Source organism: Cytobacillus spartinae (assembly GCF_042865285.1).
Lineage (GTDB): Bacteria > Bacillota > Bacilli > Bacillales > Cytobacillaceae > Robertmurraya_A > Robertmurraya_A spartinae.
This window is the reverse complement of the sequence record NZ_JBIACK010000010.1, coordinates 90486-110752: the sequence shown is the minus strand read 5'-3', so window position 1 is coordinate 110752 and position 20267 is coordinate 90486. Positions and strand designations below refer to the sequence as shown.

Annotated in this window: 17 protein-coding genes; 2 read left to right on the top strand and 15 right to left on the bottom strand. The window is 38.7% G+C overall.

What is annotated here, in order from left to right; genetic code table 11:
* Nucleotides 1-50 precede the first annotated feature (50 nt).
* Complete coding sequence (gene zwf / locus ACFYKX_RS18350; RefSeq protein ID WP_389362636.1) at nucleotides 51-1520, top strand: glucose-6-phosphate dehydrogenase; 1470 nt, start codon at nucleotides 51-53, stop codon at nucleotides 1518-1520.
* A 54-nt stretch (nucleotides 1521-1574) separates the two neighbouring features.
* On the opposite strand, the gene gndA is transcribed toward zwf, so the two are convergent.
* From gndA to mce, 6 genes are all read right to left on the bottom strand, one after another.
* The gene (gene gndA / locus ACFYKX_RS18345; protein ID WP_389362524.1) at nucleotides 1575-2984 is read right to left on the bottom strand and encodes an NADP-dependent phosphogluconate dehydrogenase; all 1410 of its coding nucleotides are present in this window, start codon (nucleotides 2982-2984) and stop codon (nucleotides 1575-1577) included.
* A 147-nt stretch (nucleotides 2985-3131) separates the two neighbouring features.
* Nucleotides 3132-4403, bottom strand: coding sequence for a DNA polymerase IV (locus tag ACFYKX_RS18340; protein WP_389362523.1), 1272 nt, complete (start codon nucleotides 4401-4403; stop codon nucleotides 3132-3134).
* 108 nt (nucleotides 4404-4511) lie between these two features.
* The gene (locus ACFYKX_RS18335) at nucleotides 4512-4991 is read right to left on the bottom strand and encodes a chemotaxis protein CheW (RefSeq protein ID WP_389362522.1); all 480 of its coding nucleotides are present in this window, start codon (nucleotides 4989-4991) and stop codon (nucleotides 4512-4514) included.
* Nucleotides 4992-5173: 182 nt separating this feature from the next.
* A complete protein-coding gene (locus tag ACFYKX_RS18330; RefSeq protein WP_389362521.1) occupies nucleotides 5174-6292 on the bottom strand; it encodes a tripeptidase T in 1119 nt (372 codons plus the stop codon).
* An 81-nt stretch (nucleotides 6293-6373) separates the two neighbouring features.
* Nucleotides 6374-7924 carry an acyl-CoA carboxylase subunit beta gene (locus ACFYKX_RS18325; RefSeq protein ID WP_389362520.1) on the bottom strand — a complete coding sequence of 517 codons (1551 nt, stop codon included), beginning with the start codon at nucleotides 7922-7924 and terminating at the stop codon, nucleotides 6374-6376.
* Between the two features lies 1 nt (nucleotide 7925).
* Nucleotides 7926-8339, bottom strand: a complete 414-nt coding sequence (gene mce / locus ACFYKX_RS18320; protein WP_389362519.1) for a methylmalonyl-CoA epimerase — start codon at nucleotides 8337-8339, stop codon at nucleotides 7926-7928.
* Nucleotides 8340-8550: 211 nt separating this feature from the next.
* On the opposite strand from mce, the gene prli42 reads away from it, so the two are divergent.
* Complete coding sequence (gene prli42, locus ACFYKX_RS18315; RefSeq protein ID WP_389362518.1) at nucleotides 8551-8646, top strand: stressosome-associated protein Prli42; 96 nt, start codon at nucleotides 8551-8553, stop codon at nucleotides 8644-8646.
* 71 nt (nucleotides 8647-8717) lie between these two features.
* On the opposite strand, the gene ACFYKX_RS18310 is transcribed toward prli42, so the two are convergent.
* The 9 genes from ACFYKX_RS18310 to ACFYKX_RS18270 all read right to left on the bottom strand — a co-directional run bounded on the left by ACFYKX_RS18310 (nucleotide 8718) and on the right by ACFYKX_RS18270 (nucleotide 20267).
* On the bottom strand, nucleotides 8718-9236 hold the full coding sequence (locus tag ACFYKX_RS18310) for a L,D-transpeptidase (protein WP_389362635.1): 519 nt from the start codon (nucleotides 9234-9236) through the stop codon (nucleotides 8718-8720).
* A gap of 72 nt (nucleotides 9237-9308) precedes the next feature.
* Entirely contained in the window at nucleotides 9309-10304 is a 996-nt protein-coding gene (locus tag ACFYKX_RS18305; RefSeq protein WP_389362517.1) for an aromatic acid exporter family protein, read from the bottom strand.
* A 246-nt stretch (nucleotides 10305-10550) separates the two neighbouring features.
* Nucleotides 10551-10988 (bottom strand): BrxA/BrxB family bacilliredoxin, encoded by a 438-nt coding sequence (locus tag ACFYKX_RS18300; RefSeq protein ID WP_389362516.1) that lies wholly within the window; start codon nucleotides 10986-10988, stop codon nucleotides 10551-10553.
* A gap of 207 nt (nucleotides 10989-11195) precedes the next feature.
* Complete coding sequence (gene meaB / locus ACFYKX_RS18295; protein ID WP_389362515.1) at nucleotides 11196-12317, bottom strand: methylmalonyl Co-A mutase-associated GTPase MeaB; 1122 nt, start codon at nucleotides 12315-12317, stop codon at nucleotides 11196-11198.
* Nucleotides 12317-14509, bottom strand: coding sequence for a methylmalonyl-CoA mutase (gene scpA, locus ACFYKX_RS18290; RefSeq protein ID WP_389362514.1), 2193 nt, complete (start codon nucleotides 14507-14509; stop codon nucleotides 12317-12319). The genes meaB and scpA overlap by 1 nt, the downstream gene beginning before the upstream one ends.
* A complete protein-coding gene (locus ACFYKX_RS18285) occupies nucleotides 14509-16320 on the bottom strand; it encodes a methylmalonyl-CoA mutase family protein (protein WP_389362513.1) in 1812 nt (603 codons plus the stop codon). The genes scpA and ACFYKX_RS18285 overlap by 1 nt, the downstream gene beginning before the upstream one ends.
* Before the next feature lie 222 nt (nucleotides 16321-16542).
* Nucleotides 16543-17847, bottom strand: coding sequence for a dihydrolipoamide acetyltransferase family protein (locus ACFYKX_RS18280; protein WP_389362512.1), 1305 nt, complete (start codon nucleotides 17845-17847; stop codon nucleotides 16543-16545).
* 428 nt (nucleotides 17848-18275) lie between these two features.
* Nucleotides 18276-19259, bottom strand: a complete 984-nt coding sequence (locus ACFYKX_RS18275) for an alpha-ketoacid dehydrogenase subunit beta (protein ID WP_389362511.1) — start codon at nucleotides 19257-19259, stop codon at nucleotides 18276-18278.
* A 12-nt stretch (nucleotides 19260-19271) separates the two neighbouring features.
* Complete coding sequence (locus ACFYKX_RS18270; RefSeq protein ID WP_389362510.1) at nucleotides 19272-20267, bottom strand: thiamine pyrophosphate-dependent dehydrogenase E1 component subunit alpha; 996 nt, start codon at nucleotides 20265-20267, stop codon at nucleotides 19272-19274.

The window sequence follows — 20267 nt, the reverse complement described above, 5'->3', positions numbered from 1 at the left end:
AGAGAGGTTCTTAAATCGTGAAACAGAACGGAAAGCCGACTGCATTAATCATGATATTTGGAGCAACAGGAGATTTAGCAAAAAGAAAGCTTTTTCCATCCCTTTATAGGCTTTTTGAAAAAGGGAATCTTTCAGAGCACTTTGCCGTTATTGGTGTTGCAAGAAGACCGCTGACCAATGACGAGTTTCAAGACAATGTTAAAAAATCAGTGAGTACTGCTATAGACAAAGAGGATCGAATTGAAGAGTTTTCTTCTCATTTTTATTATCACTCACATGATGTAACAGATTCTGATTCATATGCTTCATTAAACAAACTGGCTGAACAATTGGATTCTCACTATCAACTAGATGGAAATCGCATTTTCTATTTAGCGATGGCTCCAGAATTTTTTGGAACCATTGCACTTCATTTAAAAGAAGACGGACTAACGAATGTGAACGGCTTTAAACGACTTGTGATTGAAAAGCCTTTTGGACACAATCTAGAGTCTGCAAAAGAATTAAACACTCAACTTCGTACCGCTTTCGCAGAAGATGAAATTTACCGTATCGACCACTATTTAGGAAAAGAAATGGTGCAAAATATCGAGGTCATTCGCTTTGCCAATGCCATCTTCGAGCCCCTTTGGAACAATCGTTATATCGCTAACATTCAAGTTACCTCAAGTGAAGTACTTGGAGTAGAAGAAAGAGGGCGTTATTACGAAAAAAGTGGAGCATTAAGAGATATGGTGCAGAATCATATGCTTCAAATGGTTGCACTATTGGCAATGGAACCACCTATTCGTTTGAATACGGATGAAATTCGGTCGGAAAAAGTAAAAGTATTAAGAGCTCTTCGCCCCATCTCAGGAGAAGAGGTTAAAGACTATTTTGTGCGTGGTCAATACGATAGTGGAAGCATCACAAGCGAATCTGCTCCAGCATATCGCGAAGAACAAATGGTTGAACCAGATTCAAACACAGAGACCTATGTTGCTGGAAAATTACTGATAGATAATTTCCGCTGGGCAGGTGTTCCGATTTATATTCGTACTGGAAAGAGAATGGCAGCGAAGTCTACTAAAATTGTTATACAATTTAAAGATATTCCTATGAACTTATACTATCAAACAGAACAGACTTTAAATCCAAATCTGTTAGTCATTCATATTCAACCTGAAGAAGGAATAACGCTTCATTTAAACGCTAAAAAAGCTGGACAAAGTATGGAAGCGACCCCAGTGAAATTAAATTTTGCGAATAAAGGAATTGATGGGATTAATACACCGGAAGCATACGAGAAGCTTCTATATGATTGTATGCGAGGAGATGCTACAAACTTTACCCATTGGGATGAGGTTGCTCTTTCTTGGAGCTTTACGGATAAAATTTCAGAGGTATGGGAAAGTACAGTTGAAAAGAATTTCCCTAACTATGCATCTGGTACAATGGGACCTAAAGCAGCAGATGAACTCCTAGAAAAAGACGGATACTTCTGGTGGCCGGTTACTGATTTAGATGTAGAAAAGTGTTAAACAATAAAATACAATAAAAATGAGACTGCTACAATCGGTAGCAGTCTCATTTTTTTATTCCATCCAATTTGTATGGAATGTTCCTTCTTTATCAGTGCGCTGGTATGTGTGAGCACCAAAATAATCTCTTTGAGCTTGAAGTAAATTCGCTGGTAAAGTTTCCGTACGGTAGCTATCATAGTATGATAACGCTGCTGAGAAGCATGGTACTGGGATTCCGTTTTGTACAGCAACACCAATAATTTCACGAAGTGCATATTGGTAGCTTTCAACGATTTCTTTGAAGTACGGATCAAGAAGTAGGTTGTTTAGACCTGGCTCTGCATCATAAGCCTCTTTGATTTTTTGTAGGAATTGAGCACGGATGATGCATCCACCACGGAAAATCATCGCGATTTCCCCATAGTTAAGATCCCAACCATATTCATGAGAAGCAGCTCTCATTTGAGCAAATCCTTGTGCGTATGAGCAGATTTTACTCATATATAATGCTTTACGAACAGATTCAACGAAGCTTGCTTTGTCACCTTTAAAATCTTGAACATTTGGTCCGCTTAGTACTTTACTTGCATGAACACGCTCGTCTTTCATAGCAGAGATGAAGCGTGCAAATACTGATTCTGTAATAATTGGGAGAGGTACACCTAAGTCTAGTGCACTTTGGCTTGTCCACTTACCAGTTCCTTTTTGACCAGCAGTATCTAAGATGACATCTACAAGAGGTTTTCCTGTTTCATCATCTTTTTTCGTGAAAATGTCAGCAGTAATTTCAATTAGGTAGCTGTCAAGCTCTCCTTTATTCCATTCTGCAAACACTTCATGAAGCTCGTCTGCTGATAAGCCTAATACATTCTTTAATAGAAAATATGACTCTGAAATTAACTGCATATCTCCATATTCAATACCATTATGGACCATCTTCACGTAATGTCCTGCACCGTCCGGACCAATATATGTCGTACAAGGCTCTCCGTCTACTTTTGCAGAGATATCTTTAAAAATGGGAGCCACTAGCTCGTAAGCTTCTTTTTGTCCACCAGGCATAATAGATGGCCCTTTTAAAGCCCCCTCTTCACCGCCTGATACACCCGTACCGATAAAGTGAAGACCAAGTTCACTTAGTTCTTTATTTCGACGTTGTGTATCTGTAAACAACGTATTTCCACCGTCAATTAGAATATCACCTTTTTCAAGATGTGGTTTAAGCTGTTCAATTGTAGCATCGGTTGGTCCACCCGCTTTAACCATAAGCATGATCTTACGTGGCTTTTCTAATGAATCAACGAATTCTTCAATTGTATATGTACCTACGAAGTTTCTTCCTTCTACTTCTTGAAGCATTTCATCTGTTTTTTCACGTGAACGGTTGTATACAGATACAGAATAACCTCTGCTCTCAATGTTCATCGCAAGGTTTTTCCCCATTACTGCTAAACCAATCACACCAAATTGTTGTTTTGACATTTCTTTACTTCCCTTCTAACCTATAATTACCTTTCTCTAAGAGAATCCACTATACTTTAGCAAGATTCTGCAAAAAGAGCAAGAATGAATATCCCTCTTAATAGTAACTATTTTATTGTTTGTAAAATGATCGTGCATCATACTTCGCTACTTTTCTTTATCATTGAAATTGCGTAGAAAGTCTTTGTTAAAGCTTGTATCGGTTCCAATAGTGTGATTTTCTTTTTTCAATGGACGATTGTTAGCGTGTTCGATAATACTGTCTCCATATTTTTCCCTTAATTTTTGCATCGCGTTTATGAGAGGTTCTTTTTTAGCATCCTTTTCAAAAGAAAATAGATCAAGTTGTTTAACAGCCTCTTTTTGTTCAACAAGGTCCGTTCCAGTAATTCCAAGTAGGCGAACAGCATCTCCGGTCCAATGCTTTAGAAAAAGTTTCTTAGAGAATTCTGCAATCTCTTCTTTTCCACTTAAGGGATTCTCAAGTTTTTTACTTCTAGTGAATGTTTTTCTATCTTTATACCTGATGGTTATTGAAATTGTAGTTGCAAGTACTTGTTTGTTTTTCAGCCTAACGGAGACCTTTTCAGAAAGTTTTTCTATTACTCGAAAAAGTTCAAGTTGATTGGTAGTATCCTTCGGCAAAGTTGTAGAGTTTCCGATACTTTTAAAATCAGAGACTGCGTCAGGATCAACCCTCCTAAGGTCAACTCCATTCGCCCTTTCTATTAAACGAGTACCATTAATCCCAAGCAAAGAACGGATTTGTACTTCATTTCCATTAGCTAGGTCACCAATTTTATGGATGTTCAAATTTCGCAATTTCTCAGCTGTTTTACTCCCAACCCCATGCATCTGTTCAATATCCATTGGCCACAACACATTTTTAATATCTCTTTTTCTTAAAATCGTTATACCCATCGGCTTTTTCATATTAGAAGCCATTTTGGCTAAAAATTTATTCGGTGCAACACCGATACTACAAGGTAAGTCTAGCTGCTCTAGTATCCTCTTCTGAATCGTTTCGACCAGTTTCATAGGAGATTCAAAACCAGTACTCTCAGTAATATCCAAATACCCTTCATCAATCGAAACAGGCTCAACAAGTTCGGAGTACTGTCTTAGTATTTCGAACATCCCGATAGATGCAGCACGATAGCGTTCAAAATTGGGTTTCTTGACGATTAACTCTGGACAAAGTTTTTTTGCTTCCCATAAAGGCATAGCTGTCTTGACACCAAATTTTCTAGCTTCATAGCTACATGTAACAATAATACCACGTCGCTCCTCCACATTCCCGGCAATAGCTAGAGGCTTCCCCTTTAAGGATGAATCATATGCCGCTTCAACTGATGCATAAAAACTATTCATATCAACATGTAAAATGACTCTTCCTCCCCGTGGATACATTTCCATCATGCCGACACTTCCCTTTATATGATGTTATTTATTTTATCAAAAAAAATCATCCAATGCGTAGGATAGTGTGGGGACGGGTAGTAATGTCCACACAAAAGAAGAGCAGCTTTATAAGCTACTCTCCTTTTCGTTATTCATAAATTCTTGAATTTCTCTTATTCCCTCTAAAGATTTCACTAGTAATGAAGGATTAATAATAGTAATTAGACGGGAATCGAGGTTAGCAACTCCAGTAAAGTAACTTGTTTTATCATAAGCTACTAATCCTAATTGTTTGAGTTGACTTGCAGGAATATCGATAATTTCTTTTGCATCATTTACAAAAACACCGATTGATAGCTCATCTGTTTTTAAAACGATTAAACGTGTTGATTCATTCTCTGCAATAAATTGATCATACAGGATCTTTTGAAAATCAATTGCTGGGATAAGCTCTCCTCTTACTTTTCCGATTCCTTTTACGTATGATGGTAAATGTGGAATAGGAGTAATTCCCTCAATTCTCTCAATCGAGATTACATAATTAATCGGAATAGCATACTCTTCGCTACCTACTTGAAATACGACCACCTTGTTCATTTCTGTCACATTATAGCCCCCTAACAAAAATACGAACACTTTATACTATCTTCATATTACTAATTTCCTATAAGTTTTGTCTATGAGGTAGCTCACTTTTTTCAAAAATAAATTCAAGGTGGGATTATTTGAGTCAATTGCACTAAAAGAGGAGAACCCTACTCGGATTCTCCTTTCTAAACAGTAATCTATTAATTAGCTACTTCTTCTACAATAGCAACGACCATTTCAGCCAATTTATTTAGTTCTTCGATTGGCATACGCTCGTTTGTTGTATGAATTTCTTCATATCCTACCGCTAAGTTAACAGTCGGAATTCCGAAGCCTGCAATGACGTTTGCATCACTGCCACCGCCACTTTTTTGTAATTCAGAGCTACGTCCAATTTTAGATGCTGCTTTACGAGCCACTTCTACAACATGATCGCCTTCACCGTACTTAAAGCCAGGATACATGACTTGAACGTCTACCTCAGCTTTTCCGCCCATTTCTTCTGCAACAGCTTCGAACGCCTCTTTCATTTTGCGGACTTGTTCTTCCATTTTCTCTGGTACAAGTGAACGAGCCTCCGCTAAAATGTCTACAAGATCGCATACAATATTCGTCTGTTGACCACCTTCAAAACGGCCGATATTCGCTGTTGTTTCCTCATCAATACGGCCTAATGGCATCCTTGCAATTGCTTTTGCTGCCATTGTTATCGCCGAAACACCTTTTTCAGGTGCAACACCAGCATGAGCAGTTTTCCCAAGGATTCTTGCCTTAACTTTTGCTTGAGTAGGTGCAGCCACAATGATGTTCCCTACTTTTCCATCACTATCAAGCGCATAGCCAAACTTAGCTTTTACTAGAGATGAATCTAAGGCTTTCGCTCCAACTAATCCTGATTCCTCACCAACTGTGATAATGAATTGGATTGTACCGTGTGGAATGTTTTGTTCTTTAAGAACACGAACTACTTCAAGCATGACTGCTAACCCAGCTTTGTCATCTGCTCCTAAAATCGTCGTTCCGTCTGTTACGACATATCCATCTTGAATAGATGGTTTAATCCCTTTTCCAGGTACAACTGTATCCATATGAGAGGTAAAATAAATCGTATCTACGCCTTCTTTTGTACCTTGAAGTGTACAAATTAAGTTACCTGCTCCGTGACCAGTTTGGGCCGTTGTGTCGTCTTCAAATACATCCACACCTAAGTCCATGAATTTTTGTTTTAAGACTTTTGCAATTTCAGCTTCAAATTTTGTTTCAGAATCAATCTGAACAAGCTCTAGAAATTCGTTTAATAATCTTTCTTCATTAATCATGTAGTAATTACCTCCACTAAGTTGTTGCTCACTTGACTAGTATATCGATAAAGCGTTTAGAACCGCAAACAATAAACCCAATTACAAAGGAATGTTTCCGTGTTTTTTATACGGTCTTGATTCCTTTTTATTGCGTAACATCTCTAGGGATTGAATGATTTTAATTCTTGTTTCCCTCGGATCGATTACATCATCGACCATTCCCATGCTAGCTGCAACATATGGATTTGCAAACTTTTCTCTATATTCTTCGATTTTCTGTGCTCTTGTTGCTTCAGGATCTTCGCTGCCTGCTATTTCTCTTGCAAAGATAATATTTGCAGCACCTTGAGGACCCATTACGGCAATTTCTGCATTTGGCCAAGCAAACACAAGATCTGCTCCAATGGATTTACTATTGAGTGCAACGTAAGCTCCACCATATGCTTTTCTTAAAATAATCGTCAACTTTGGTACTGTTGCTTCAGAGTATGCATATAAGATCTTTGCACCATGACGTATGATGCCCCCATGCTCCTGCTTTACTCCTGGGAAAAAGCCTGTAACATCTTCAAAAGTAATAATTGGAATATTGAAAGAGTCACAGAAACGGATGAATCTTGCAGCTTTGTCTGATGAGTCTATATCAAGACCACCCGCCATTACTTTTGGTTGGTTACAAACTAGACCGACAGTCTCACCTTTGACTCTTGCTAATCCAACAACTATGTTTCTTGCAAAATCTTGTTGTACCTCTAAGAAAGAACCCTCATCAACAACTTGATTAATTACATTCCTTACATCATAAGGACGAATCGCATCAAATGGGATGGCATCCGTTAATTCAGGACGATAATCATCCTCAGTATCTTGCTCATTACGAGGAGGCTTTTCTTCATTGTTTTGTGGTAAGTAACTGAGCAGTAGTCGTACTTGTTCAATTACTTCCTCTTCTGTTGAGCCTTTGAAGTGAGCGTTTCCACTAATCGTGTTATGTACTTTTGCTCCTCCTAAGTCTTCTGCTGAGATTTTCTCCCCTGTAACTGTTTCAATTACCTTAGGACCTGTAATAAACATTTGGCTTGTTTTCTCTACCATGAAAACAAAGTCTGTGATAGCGGGTGAATATACAGCCCCACCTGCACATGGTCCCATAATAACAGAAATTTGTGGAATCACACCAGAATAAATAGAGTTGCGGTAGAAGATCTTTCCGTAACCATCGAGGGAAACAACTCCTTCTTGAATACGCGCACCACCTGAATCGTTTAGACCAACAAAAGGAGCTCCATTTTTAGCTGCTAAGTCCATAACATTCGCAATTTTATTTGCATGCATTTCACCAAGTGCTCCACCAAAAACAGTGAAGTCCTGTGAAAATAAATAGATTGGTCGACCATTTACTTTTCCGTACCCTGTAACGACACCGTCGCCAGGACCCTTTTGATTTTCTAATCCAAAGTCACGAGAGCGATGTTCAATAAAAGGATTTAATTCTACGAAAGAACCAGGATCTACTAATAGCTCTATTCTTTCTCTTGCCGTTAACTTACCTTTTTCATGTTGCTTTTCAATTCTCTCATCTCCGCCACCAAGTTCAATTTCTCTTCGGCGGTCATAAAGTTCATTAATTTTCTCATAGATGTCAGCCATTCTATTCTACCTTCCCTTTCTTTTCACATAATTCATATAATACACTACCGGTTGATTTCGGATGCATAAACGCAACAAGCGCTCCACCTGCACCTGTTTTGGGTTGATCATGAATCATTCTGATCCCATTTTGTTTCATCTCTTCTATTCGATCCTGAATAGAATCAACTCCAAGTGCGATATGATGTATTCCTTCTCCACGCTTTTCAATAAACGTCCAAATTGGGCTATCCTCACTCGTAGGCTCTAACAGTTCAATTTTTGTTTCATTAATTTTAAGGAATGCAACTTTTACTTTCTCACTATCAACTTCCTCTATGCCCTGTAGTTCCAATTTTAATATATCTGTGTAAAATGGTAAGGCATCATTTAGTGATTTTACTGCAATTCCAATATGGTCAACTTTTTTGATCACCGTTTTCCCTCCACATTATCTGATCATTTTTAAAGCGTTTTCAAATTGTTTATTTCCAATTAACGGAAGTGAATTTCACACTATATCCATACTTATAAATATTCTATATATATGTCGAAAATCCTTCAAATTTCGAGCGGTTGTTCAATTTGCAATATGCTAGTAAAATAGAGGAGAGAAATCTGTTCTTTTTAGGAGGGAAACTTTCAAGATGAATAATAGAAAAACTAGAAAGATAGTCGTTTATTTAATGATCTTCGCTATGCTAGCATCAACACTTTTAATGGGAATATCAATGTTCTTCTAATTGACTGGTAGATACTTTTCAGATAGACATGAAAAAGCCTGAGTTCATATGAATTCAGGCTAATATCTTATTTAATTGTCTTCAATGGCTCCATACTGAATCCCCATCTCCTCATAGCTTTTCTTTGAAGATACCACAAGGATTTTGGATCCAATTGGAATGTAATCAAATAATGATTCTATTGCCTCATTTTGCATACGTATGCAGCCTTGCGAAACGTTTTTGCCTATAGACTTTGGATCATTTGTACCATGTATTCCATAGATTCTTCCATCTGTATCACCTGCATTGAATCCAATCCACCTAGTTCCTAGTGGATTTTTCGGATCTCCACCTGGGATATCCTTTTTCCGATAATAAGGATTTTTTGCTTTTACAGTAATGGTGAACAAACCTTCTGGGGTTAAATCCTCTGTTTTTCCTGTTGCTACACTAATAACAGTCTGAACGCGGTTGTCATCGATAAAAGCCACTTCATTCGACAGCTTGTTCACAATGACGAATGGATCACCTGGTAATGGATTCGGGCCCAATGGCCAAATGGGTGATATTGTAAAAGCAAGCAAGAAAGAAGAAATGAGCTTAAACATCATTGGATCACCTACCTGTCCAAATTTCTAGAGCGAAATGGCAAAAAGGACTGAAACAAACCAGTATTTTCTTTATTGTTCTTCGACTTTTATTAATGTATTCAATTTTTCCTGTTTCTTCATTCCTTTGAATGAACTTTTTAAAATCAAGTAATGTTCCATCTCTTTAACAAAATGTAGTAATGCTGCTCTTGCCTCAAATTCCTCACGAGTTTTCGGAAGCTCCATATTTTCAAAATCAGATTTCATACTTAGGAGCTTTTCTAAGTAAACAAATGCCGTATTTCCTGGATTTATATTCTCTGACAGTTCCTGAATAAAATTAGCAATCATCTTTCCTTGTTCAACCGTTAAAGTGATGGATGTTACTAAAGGTAGAACTCGTTCTAGGATTTCAAATTGCTTCTCGCGCATCTTAAAATAATGGTAAAAAAGATTTTCATTCCGTAAAAAGTGATTTTCAACATCTCTAAAAGCAAGTGTTTTTGCTTCATCGATCAGGTTGGCAGTCTCCGTAAGCTCCCTTCCATCCCAATCGCTTTCACCCGTATTTAGATAAACGGCGATTTCCTCGAAAATTCTTTTAAAATTATGTTCGATTTTCACTTGTGCATTACCTAATTTATTCTCTAGGCTTGGCATATATAAATTCATAACGAGTGCGACACCAATCCCAATTAAAATTAACCATAACTCATTAAGTAGTAGTTCTGTTGTAACATTTCCATTTGAATAAACATGTAGAATAATGACACAACTGGTGACAATCCCATCACTAGCTTTAAAAAACACTACGGTAGGAATAAACAATACTAATAAAAGTCCGATTACAATTGGATGATAGCCGATCAATTCAAAAAATATCACAGAGAATAACATACCTAGAATACAGGCGAGAAATCGATCCCAGGATGCACGCAGTGACTTCTTCTTAGTTACTTGTATACACAGAATTGCGATAATCCCAGCTGACACGTAATGTTCAAGTTGAACGCTATGTGCCAACATGATTGCAATAGCTGTCCCAAGGGCTGTTTTTAATGTTCGATAGCCGATTCGAAATTGCATTTAATGTCTCCTAGTTTTACCTGAATTTTTACAGACAAACTTACTACAAGCTTATTATAGTTAATGACATCGAGTTTCATCAAACTGTTTAAGAAAGACTGTTTTTGTATTGGGAGTTTGTTTTCCCACATTGTACACCGTAGCTCCGTGCACTTTCGTAAAAAGCACAATGTCTATTTGTCAAAAACAACAAAGTTTACAAAAAGAGCCTTAAGAAAAAAGGAAAAAACCCCAGTTCCCTGAGGTTTACACTTCTTCACAATACTCTTCAAATGCGTTTTGTAGCTTTTGAACAACAGCCATTGGCTCGTGACCTTCGATTTCATGTCGCTCTATCATCGTTAAAATCTTTCCATCCTTTAATAATGCAAATGATGGAGATGATGGTGGATAACCAGTAAAATAGCTTCGTGCTTTCTCTGTCGCTTCTTTATCTTGTCCAGCAAATATAGTTACTAGCTGGTTTGGAACTTTATCAAAATGCAATGAATGAGCAGCAGCTGGTCTAGCAATTCCTCCTGCACATCCACAAACAGAGTTAACCATCACTAGTGTAGTTCCAGTCTTTGATAAAGCTTCTTCCACTGCTTCTGGAGTAGTTAATTCTGTATACCCTGCTCCAACAATCTCTTTTCTAGCTTGTCTCACGACATCGTTCATAAATAAATTAAAATCCATGTTCATAAGATCGCACTCCTCGTTGAATGTAAATATCATGTTCTATTTATATGATACCAATATGAGATTACTATTTACAAACGATAAAAATTTTTCTCTGATAAAAAGTTTATTTTTTAAAAGGGCGGGTAATGATAAAAATATAGCTAGGTCCATACCCCTAAACTCCCTAGATAAAAGCTAGTGTGCCCTTTGCACACTAGCCTTTTTTTATTATCGTACCGACTGATTATACATCTGGAATAATTCTTCTACAGCTGAAGTTACGGTTCGATTACCAGCAATCACTTCATTTTCAATCTTAGGCAACATTTCTTTTACGAGTGGATGGTAAAAGAAGCTTGTTTCTAAATGATCAACAATCATAGAGTAAACCCACTCTTTTGACTGTTTGCGTCTCCGATCCTCAAAAACACCAGACTGTTTTGTAGTTTCTTCAAATTCCTTAATGGTAGCCCAGACATGATTAATTCCTTGTCCGTGTAAAGCAGAACACGTATAAGCCTTTGTTTGCCACCCTTTTGTAGCAGGCTGTAGAAAATGGAGAATTCGATTGTATTCTTCCTTTGTCTTTTGAGCATAAGGCATATTAGATCCATCTGCTTTATTAACAAATACACCATCAGCAAGCTCCATAATTCCCTTTTTCATTCCTTGAAGTTCATCGCCAGCCCCTGTCAAGACTAAAAGCATAAAGAAGTCGACCATATCTCTTACAATGACTTCACTCTGCCCTACTCCAACCGTTTCAACAAGAATGACATCAAAACCTGCTGCTTCACACAATAGCATCGTTTCTCTTGTTTTTCGGTGAACACCTCCGAGCTTTCCGCCTGACGGTGATGGCCGAATAAACGCTCTAGGATTTCGAGCTAGCTGCTCCATTCTCGTCTTATCTCCCAGTATACTTCCACCTGTAATACTCGAGCTCGGGTCAACAGCAAGAACGGCTACCTTTAGGCCTAAATCGCACAAATACGTTCCAAAGGCCTCAATAAACGTACTTTTCCCCGCGCCAGGTACTCCAGTAATTCCAATTCGAATGGATTTTCCAGTTTGTGAAAGCACTGACTGAAGTAGCTGTTGCGCTTTACGAAAATGATGTTCAGCATTGCTTTCGATTAAAGTAATAGAACGAGCTAATAATGTTCGGTCCCCTGTTAGGATTCCATTGGCTAATTCCTCAATTGTCGGTCCTGTTGGGGCTTTTTTTCTAAATCGTCCTACCGGTGGTCTTACATGATCGTTCGTCTGTTCCACACCTTTTCTGACTAAGCTTGAACTTTGGTCTGGTTGACTTGGATCGCTCCATTCTGGCTTTCTTCCATCTGTCATTAATCTGACACTTCCTCATAGCCGAGCTTATCATAAATCGCACGAACTACTTTTTGTGCAGCAACTGGAATGACCGTTCCTGGTCCAAAAATGGCCGCAGCACCATGTTCATATAAATATTGATAATCCTGAGCTGGAATTACTCCACCTATAACAACTAATATGTCCTCACGGCCCAGTTTTTTGAGTTCTTCTACTAACTGTGGAAGCAACGTTTTATGACCAGCTGCAAGGGAACTCATCCCAATTACATGGACATCATTTTCTACCGCTTGCAGAGCTGTTTCTTCTGGTGTTTGAAAAAGCGGTCCGATATCTACGTCAAAGCCTAAGTCAGCAAATGCAGTTGAAATAACTTTTGCACCTCTATCATGCCCGTCCTGCCCCATTTTCGCGATGAGAATTCTCGGTCTTCTACCTTCATTATCAAGAAACTCATCCGTCATCTTCATAATTTCAGCAATTTCTTCTTCGTTAGAAAAAGCAGAACTGTAAACACCACTAATCGAACGAATAATGGCTTTATGTCGATTCGCCACTTTTTCAATCGCAAATGATATCTCACCTAACGTTGCTCTTACTCTTGCAGCATTTACGGATAGTTGAAGAAGATTGCCTTCTCCATATTCTGCAGCAGCTGTAATAGCTTCCAGCGCCTCTTTTACCTTTTCCTCATCACGAGAAGCTTTTAACCCATTTAATTTTTCAATTTGCTTTAAGCGTACAGCTGTGTTATCAATATCCAAAATCTCTATTGGGTCCTCTTGGTCGAGACGATACTTATTTACACCTATGATGGTTTCTTTACCAGAATCAATTTGAGCCTGACGTCTAGCAGCTGCTTCCTCAATTCTCATTTTTGGAAGTCCTGTTTCAATTGCTTTAGCCATACCACCTAGGTTCTCAATTTCTTCTATGTGCTCCCAAGCCCTTTTAATCAACTGATCTGTAAGAGCTTCTACATAATAGGAGCCTCCCCATGGGTCAATGACATTCGTAATTCCTGATTCTTCTTGTAAGAATAATTGGGTATTTCGAGCAATCCTTGCTGAGAAGTCCGTTGGTAATGCGATTGCCTCATCAAGTGCATTGGTGTGAAGAGATTGTGTATGTCCCATTGATGCTGCATGAGCTTCTATTAAAGTTCTAGTAACGTTATTAAAAGGGTCTTGCTCAGTCAAACTCCATCCAGAAGTTTGTGAATGTGTTCTTAATGCCATAGACTTATCATTTTTCGGGTCAAATGTTTTCATCATTTTCGCCCATATAAATCGTGCTGCTCGCATCTTTGCAACTTCCATGAAATAATTCATTCCGATTGCCCAGAAGAAAGATAATCTTGGTGCAAATGAATCGATATCTATACCCGCTTTTAATCCTGTTCTAACATACTCTAGTCCATCTGCTAACGTATATGCTAATTCGATATCAGCCGGTGCTCCAGCTTCTTGCATGTGATAACCAGAAATGCTGATACTGTTGAACTTAGGCATATATTTAGACGTATATTCAAAGATATCCGCAATAATTTTCATAGACATTTCAGGCGGGTAAATATACGTGTTACGAACCATATATTCTTTCAAAATATCATTTTGAATCGTTCCTGAAAGCTTTTCCTGAGATACCCCCTGTTCTTCAGCTGTTACGATATAGAAAGCCATTACTGGTAAAACCGCACCGTTCATGGTCATAGAAACGGACATTTGGTCTAATGGGATACCATCAAATAATGTTTTCATATCTAAAACGGAGTCAATAGCAACCCCAGCTTTCCCTACGTCACCTACAACTCTAGGATGATCTGAATCATAACCGCGGTGAGTTGCTAGATCAAATGCCACTGATAAGCCTTTCTGACCCATTGCTAGATTTCGACGATAAAACGCGTTACTTTCCTCTGCAGTCGAGAATCCGGCGTATTGACGAACCGTCCATGGTCTGTTTACATACATGGTCGGATAGGGTCCTCTCGTGTACGGGGGCAATCCTGGCTTATCATCCAGATGCTCTACTTTGGAACGGTCTTCACCTGTGTATAGATGCTTTAACATTATTTGCTCGTTCGTTTCGAATAAAAGATCATCTATATTTTTATCCAATTCATCTTTAGCTCTCTGTTCCCATGCTTCTTTGGTTCCTGGTTGCTTTTCTAGTGAAAAACTGATCTTATTAAAATCTGGTTTTTTCATTATTTTTCTCCCTCCATTTTATTTAATAGAGAAGAAAGTGTTTGATAACAATCGCTTCTTAAGTGGATAAATTGTTCAATTCCACCATTCATCCATTGTTCTTCTTCCTCATCCGGCTTACCAGCCAGGTACAAGTGTATTTCTGGATTACTCTGTTTTATATCATTTAATACTTCAAATTCCCATTCGTTATACTGAGTGTTTGAACCGCAAATACAATAATGCTTAAGCTTCGATTCTTGTATAAACGACATAATATCTTCTTTTGTAGTTAATTCCTTACTAACAACTGATTTAACACCGCCAGGGGCTAAAAATCCAGCGATAAAATCAGCGCGAGGTTTATGGTCCTTCAACTTTCCAATGCAAACAAGACCCACTTCAGGCTCAAAGCCTTTTTCAGCTAACCGCTCCGCACGCCTTCTCAACTGCTCATACGGTGTGGAAAGCCTATCTTGTTGAATGGACATACCCTCTCCATGTTCAACAGGTCCCTCTTGGTTTAGTGGCTTATCCTGTAAATTTGCGTACATGTTCGTACCAACAATCGTTTGTTTTCTATTAAAAATATCCTTTTGACGTTTCTTTTTCACTTTTGAAATCTCTTCTTGTATCCATCCTTCTTTTAAAGCCTCAACGATCCCGCCACGCTCTTCAATCATAAGGAATAGCTCCCAAGCTTTTTCAACCAGTTCATTCGTTAGATGCTCCACATACCAAGAGCCCCCAGCTGGGTCTATTGCTTTTGTTAAGAAAGATTCTTCTTTTAAAATTAACTGTGTATTTCGAGCAACTCTATCAGAAAAAGGAGTAGCTTTACCTTCTGGTTCATTGAACGGACTTACATGTAAATATTGAACTCCGCCTAGAACTGCTGCAAAGGCTTCATTTCCCGCTCTTAACATATTTACGTATGGATCATAAACGGTCTTTGTAAAATAAGAGGTTTGTGCAGAGATTGTCATCCCTCTGTTTTCTTCATTACCTCCGTACACTTCTGCAATTTTACTCCATAGCACTCTAGCTGCTCTTAATTTAGCAATCTCCATAAAGAAATTGGCCCCAACCGAAAAATGGAAAACGAGCTTCGATAAAATTTTATCAGCAGTTAATCCTTGTTCAATAAAATGTTGAAGGTGATTAACTCCCCCACTAACCGCAAAGGCAAGCTCTTGGACAGCATTTGCTCCACCATTATGATAAGGGGTTGTATTAACTAAAATGGTTTTTATATTTGGGTAATCTTGATCTGCCTGCTTAATCACTTCAGCCCATTTATCATAATCTAGATCCTTTGAACCTGTCTCCACAAGTTGTGAGATTGGATCTCTACCAATAACCCCTGTTCCATTACCGTAGTTAGGTAGGCTTTTTAACTCTTGTAAAATAGAAGTTTGATATTCTTTTGCATCAATAAAATAGGGATACTCTTCATGTAGGGACCCTACTGTAGTTGAAAGATTATCTACTACTTTTTCATTCACTGCAAAGGATATGGCCATTTGACCTTTTTCTATAGCGATTTTTAGCTTCATTTTTAACTCATCAGGAGATTGTGCAGTAATCCTTTGAGCTACCTTCCATTCATTTCCAACATAACCAAGAGCGTTTTTACCTCTTCTGTAATCAGATTGACTAGGGTATTCACTAATAGAATCTATCTCTTGGTCCTCTCTAGAATAAAGCGGTTTCAATTTTATGCCCTCGTAGGTATCGGTAGAAAGTTTCTTTAACGACTTCCCTTTTAACGATTCTTCTGCTTTTTCTGCCCATTGTTCGTTCGTCAATTTCGGAAATTGAACATCTAACATTTCTTTTATACTCATCATTTATCGCTGTTTTTTATAACAGCATTCCCTCCCTTCAGCATAAGTAAATGAGGTAAAATTGTATTAAAATTCAAAAAAGTTTATGTACATTATTATTTTAGTATACATAGAAAAAACAAGCAATGAGGACTTAAAGAGTAATTCATGTCATTTATGATGTCAAAAAACCGCTGCTTATTTGAGCAACGGTTTTTTGAGTTTTTCTTAATAGATAGAAGTATTTTCTTTAGACATGTTTTCAATAATTTCTTTGATTCTTTGTAAAAACCGGCCACATACTAATCCATCAAGTACGCGATGGTCAAGTGACATACAAAGGTTTACCATGTCACGAACCGCAATCATACCGTTATTCATAACAACCGGACGCTTAACGATGGATTCCACTTGTAGAATAGCAGCTTGTGGGTAGTTGATGATTCCCATTGACTGTACAGAACCGAATGAACCAGTGTTGTTTACAGTGAATGTACCGCCCTGCATATCTGCAGAAGATAATTTACCACTGCGAACTTTTCCAGCGTATTCTGTAATTTCCCGAGCAATGCCTTTGATTGTCTTTTCATCAGCATTTTTGATAACTGGAACAAATAATGCATCGTCTGTAGCTACTGCTATAGAGATGTTAATATCTTTCTTTTGAATAATTTTATCCCCAGCCCACATGGAGTTGATTTGCGGGAACTCTTTTAATGCTTGTGAAACTGCTTTAACGAAGAAAGCGAAGAATGTTAAATTAAACCCTTCTTTTGCTTTAAATTCGTTTTTAAGAGAGTTTCTGTATTCAACAAGGTTTGTTGCATCTACTTCAATCATCGTCCATGCATGCGGAGCTTCATGTTTACTGCGAAGCATGTTAGCAGCAATCGCTTTTCTCACACCTGTTACAGGGATCTCAATATCACCTGGTACCACTGGAACATTCACTTCTGCTGCAGCTGTCTTTGTAGCCGCTGGCTGAACTTGAGGTGTAGGTGCTGGTTGAGATACAGCCTGCCCCGCTTGAACTGCTTTCGGCTCTTCCACTTTATCTCCAGCTGATGGAATATTACCAGACTCAACGATTTTCAGTAAGTCTTTACGCGTAATACGCCCACCTGCTCCAGAACCCTGAACCTGAGTTAGGTCGATCCCGTGCTCTTGTGAGATTTTTAATACGGCAGGAGAATAACGAGCTTTATTTGTAGTATCCTGAGCTGTTGGTGCCGGTTCTACTGCAGGCGCTTCCTCTTTAGATGTTTCAGCTGGAGCATCCGAAGCTGCTGAACCTTCTAACTCAATTGTACAGATGACTTCACCAACTTCTAAAGTTTCTCCTTCACCAGCGATTAATTCTTTAATTACACCAGTAAATGAAGATGGAACTTCAGCGTTAACTTTATCTGTCATTACTTCAGCAAGTGGATCATACTTGTTTACTTTATCGCCAACAGAAACCAACCATTTACTGATTGTACCTTCTGTAACACTTTCCCCTAACTGAGGCATCTTAATTTGTTCAATTGCCAATGGGTTTACCTCCTTATTACTTTCAGGATCTATATGTAGCGGAGCACCAGTCGGCTCCGCTTTTCGTTTGTCTAGCTACGCCTCCTAGTCCCTCGAGCGCTTCAACTCCTCCTTCAGAAGCACATACCGCTTCTTTGTCGGAGTTTCCAACGCTTTTCGGGCCTTTTCAGTCGGCTTCGCTTTTCTTTGTCTAGCTACGCCTCCTAGCTTCTCGGCCGTTTCAATCCTCCCATCAAATCCAAAACCGGGATTTCCTGGGCGGCTTTCCAACGTCTGTCGAAGCTAAACAGTCGGCTTCACTTTTCTTTGTCTAGCTACGCCTCCTAGCTTCTCGGCCGTTTCAATCCTCCCACCAAATCCAAAACCGGGATTTCCTGGGCGGCTTTCCAACGTCTGTCGAAGCTAAACAGTCGGCTTCGCTTTTCTTATTAAAATTCCGCTAGTTCTCTAATTGCTTTTTCTACTTTATCTGGATTCACCATGAAGAATTTTTCCATTGTAGGAGCATATGGCATTGCAGGTACGTCTGGTCCTGCTAAGCGCTTAATTGGTGCATCAAGATCAAATAAGCAATTTTCAGCGATAATTGCAGCTACTTCTCCCATAATACTTCCTTCTTTATTATCTTCTGTGATCAGAAGTACTTTACCTGTCTTAGAAGCTGCTTCAATAATTGCTTCTTTATCTAAAGGATAGATCGTACGTAAGTCTAAAATATGAGTAGTGATTTCGTCTTTAGCTAATCTTTCAGCTGCCTGAAGTGCAAAATGAACACAAAGTCCGTATGTGATAACTGTAACGTCTTCACCTTCACGTTTTACATCTGCTTTCCCAATTGGAAGTACGTAATCATCCGTTGGTACTTCACCTTTGATTAGGCGGTAAGCACGCTTATGTTCAAAGAATAAAACAGGATCTTCGTCACGAATTGCTGCTTTTAAAAGTCCTTTTACATCGTAAGGCGTTGAAGGCATGACAATTTTTAAACCAGGCTGATTTGCGAATACAGCCTCTACTGATTGCGAATGGTATAAAGCACCGTGAACTCCACCACCGTAAGGAGCACGGATAACCATCGGACAGCTCCAATCGTTATTTGAGCGATAACGAATTCTTGCTGCTTCAGAAATGATTTGGTTTACTGCGGGCATAATAAAATCAGCAAATTGCATTTCAGCAATTGGTCTCATTCCATACATTGCAGCACCAATTCCTACCCCAGCAATTGCAGATTCTGCAAGCGGAGTATCAATAACTCTATCTTCACCAAATTGATCGTAAAGGCCTTGAGTAGCTTTAAATACTCCACCTTTTTTCCCGACGTCCTCACCTAATACGAAGACTTTTGGATCTCTTTCCATTTCTTCACGAATTGCCATAGTAACAGCATCAATATAAGAAATTACAGCCATGTTCGTTCCCCCTTACTTATCAGCGTAAACGTACTTCATTGCGTCTTCTGGTTGAGCATATGGAGCGTTTTCTGCATAGTCTGTTGCTTCATTCACAATTTTCATTATGCGATCGTTAATTTCTTTTACCTTCTCATCATTTAATAAGCCAACTTCTGTTAGGTACGCAGCAAATGTGATGATAGGGTCTTTTGCTTTTGCTTCAGCCACTTCATCTTGTGCACGATAGCTGCGATCATCATCGTCAGAAGAGTGAGGAGTTAAACGGTATGAAATGGTTTCAACTAGAGTAGGACCTTCACCTCGACGTCCACGATCAGCTGCTTCCTTAACAACCTTGTATACTTCTAGAGGATCATTACCATCTACAGTAAATCCAGGCATCCCATATCCAATCGCTCTGTCAGAAACGTTTTCACAAGCAAGTTGCTTTTCAATCGGTACTGAGATTGCGTATTTATTATTTTCACACATAAAAATCACAGGTAGCTTATGAACACCAGCAAAGTTTGCACCCTCGTGGAAATCTCCTTGGTTAGAAGAACCTTCACCGAATGTTACAAACGTACAAAGATCTTTGCCTTCCATTTTTCCAGCTAATGCAACACCTACTGCGTGAGGCACTTGCGTTGTAACTGGAGATGATCCAGTTACGATGCGATTTTTCTTTTGACCAAAGTGACCAGGCATTTGACGTCCGCCAGAGTTTGGATCTTCTGCTTTAGCAAATCCAGATAGCATTAAATCTCTTGCAGTCATCCCAAATGTTAATACTACCCCCATATCTCTGTAGTATGGTAGAACGTAATCTTTTTCTCGGTCTAATGCAAAAGCAGCCCCAACTTGTGCAGCCTCTTGACCTTGACAAGAGATAACAAATGGAATCTTTCCAGCACGGTTTAAAAGCCACATACGTTCGTCAATACGACGAGCTAGTAGCATTGTTTCATACATCTCGATAACTTTTTCATCACTTAACCCTAATGCTTGATGACGATTTTCAGTCAT

Coding starts and splice junctions, on each gene's coding strand:
- zwf (WP_389362636.1), top strand. CDS start 51: ATGATATTTGGAGCAACAGGAGATTTAGCAAAAAGAAAGCTTTTTCCA.
- gndA (WP_389362524.1), bottom strand. CDS start 2,984: ATGTCAAAACAACAATTTGGTGTGATTGGTTTAGCAGTAATGGGGAAA.
- ACFYKX_RS18340 (WP_389362523.1), bottom strand. CDS start 4,403: ATGATGGAAATGTATCCACGGGGAGGAAGAGTCATTTTACATGTTGAT.
- ACFYKX_RS18330 (WP_389362521.1), bottom strand. CDS start 6,292: ATGATTAATGAAGAAAGATTATTAAACGAATTTCTAGAGCTTGTTCAG.
- ACFYKX_RS18325 (WP_389362520.1), bottom strand. CDS start 7,924: ATGGCTGACATCTATGAGAAAATTAATGAACTTTATGACCGCCGAAGA.
- prli42 (WP_389362518.1), top strand. CDS start 8,551: ATGAATAATAGAAAAACTAGAAAGATAGTCGTTTATTTAATGATCTTC.
- ACFYKX_RS18310 (WP_389362635.1), bottom strand. CDS start 9,236: ATGTTTAAGCTCATTTCTTCTTTCTTGCTTGCTTTTACAATATCACCC.
- ACFYKX_RS18305 (WP_389362517.1), bottom strand. CDS start 10,304: ATGCAATTTCGAATCGGCTATCGAACATTAAAAACAGCCCTTGGGACA.
- ACFYKX_RS18300 (WP_389362516.1), bottom strand. CDS start 10,988: ATGAACATGGATTTTAATTTATTTATGAACGATGTCGTGAGACAAGCT.
- meaB (WP_389362515.1), bottom strand. CDS start 12,317: ATGACAGATGGAAGAAAGCCAGAATGGAGCGATCCAAGTCAACCAGAC.
- scpA (WP_389362514.1), bottom strand. CDS start 14,509: ATGAAAAAACCAGATTTTAATAAGATCAGTTTTTCACTAGAAAAGCAA.
- ACFYKX_RS18285 (WP_389362513.1), bottom strand. CDS start 16,320: ATGTTAGATGTTCAATTTCCGAAATTGACGAACGAACAATGGGCAGAA.
- ACFYKX_RS18275 (WP_389362511.1), bottom strand. CDS start 19,259: ATGGCTGTAATTTCTTATATTGATGCTGTTACTATGGCAATTCGTGAA.
- ACFYKX_RS18270 (WP_389362510.1), bottom strand. CDS start 20,267: ATGACTGAAAATCGTCATCAAGCATTAGGGTTAAGTGATGAAAAAGTT.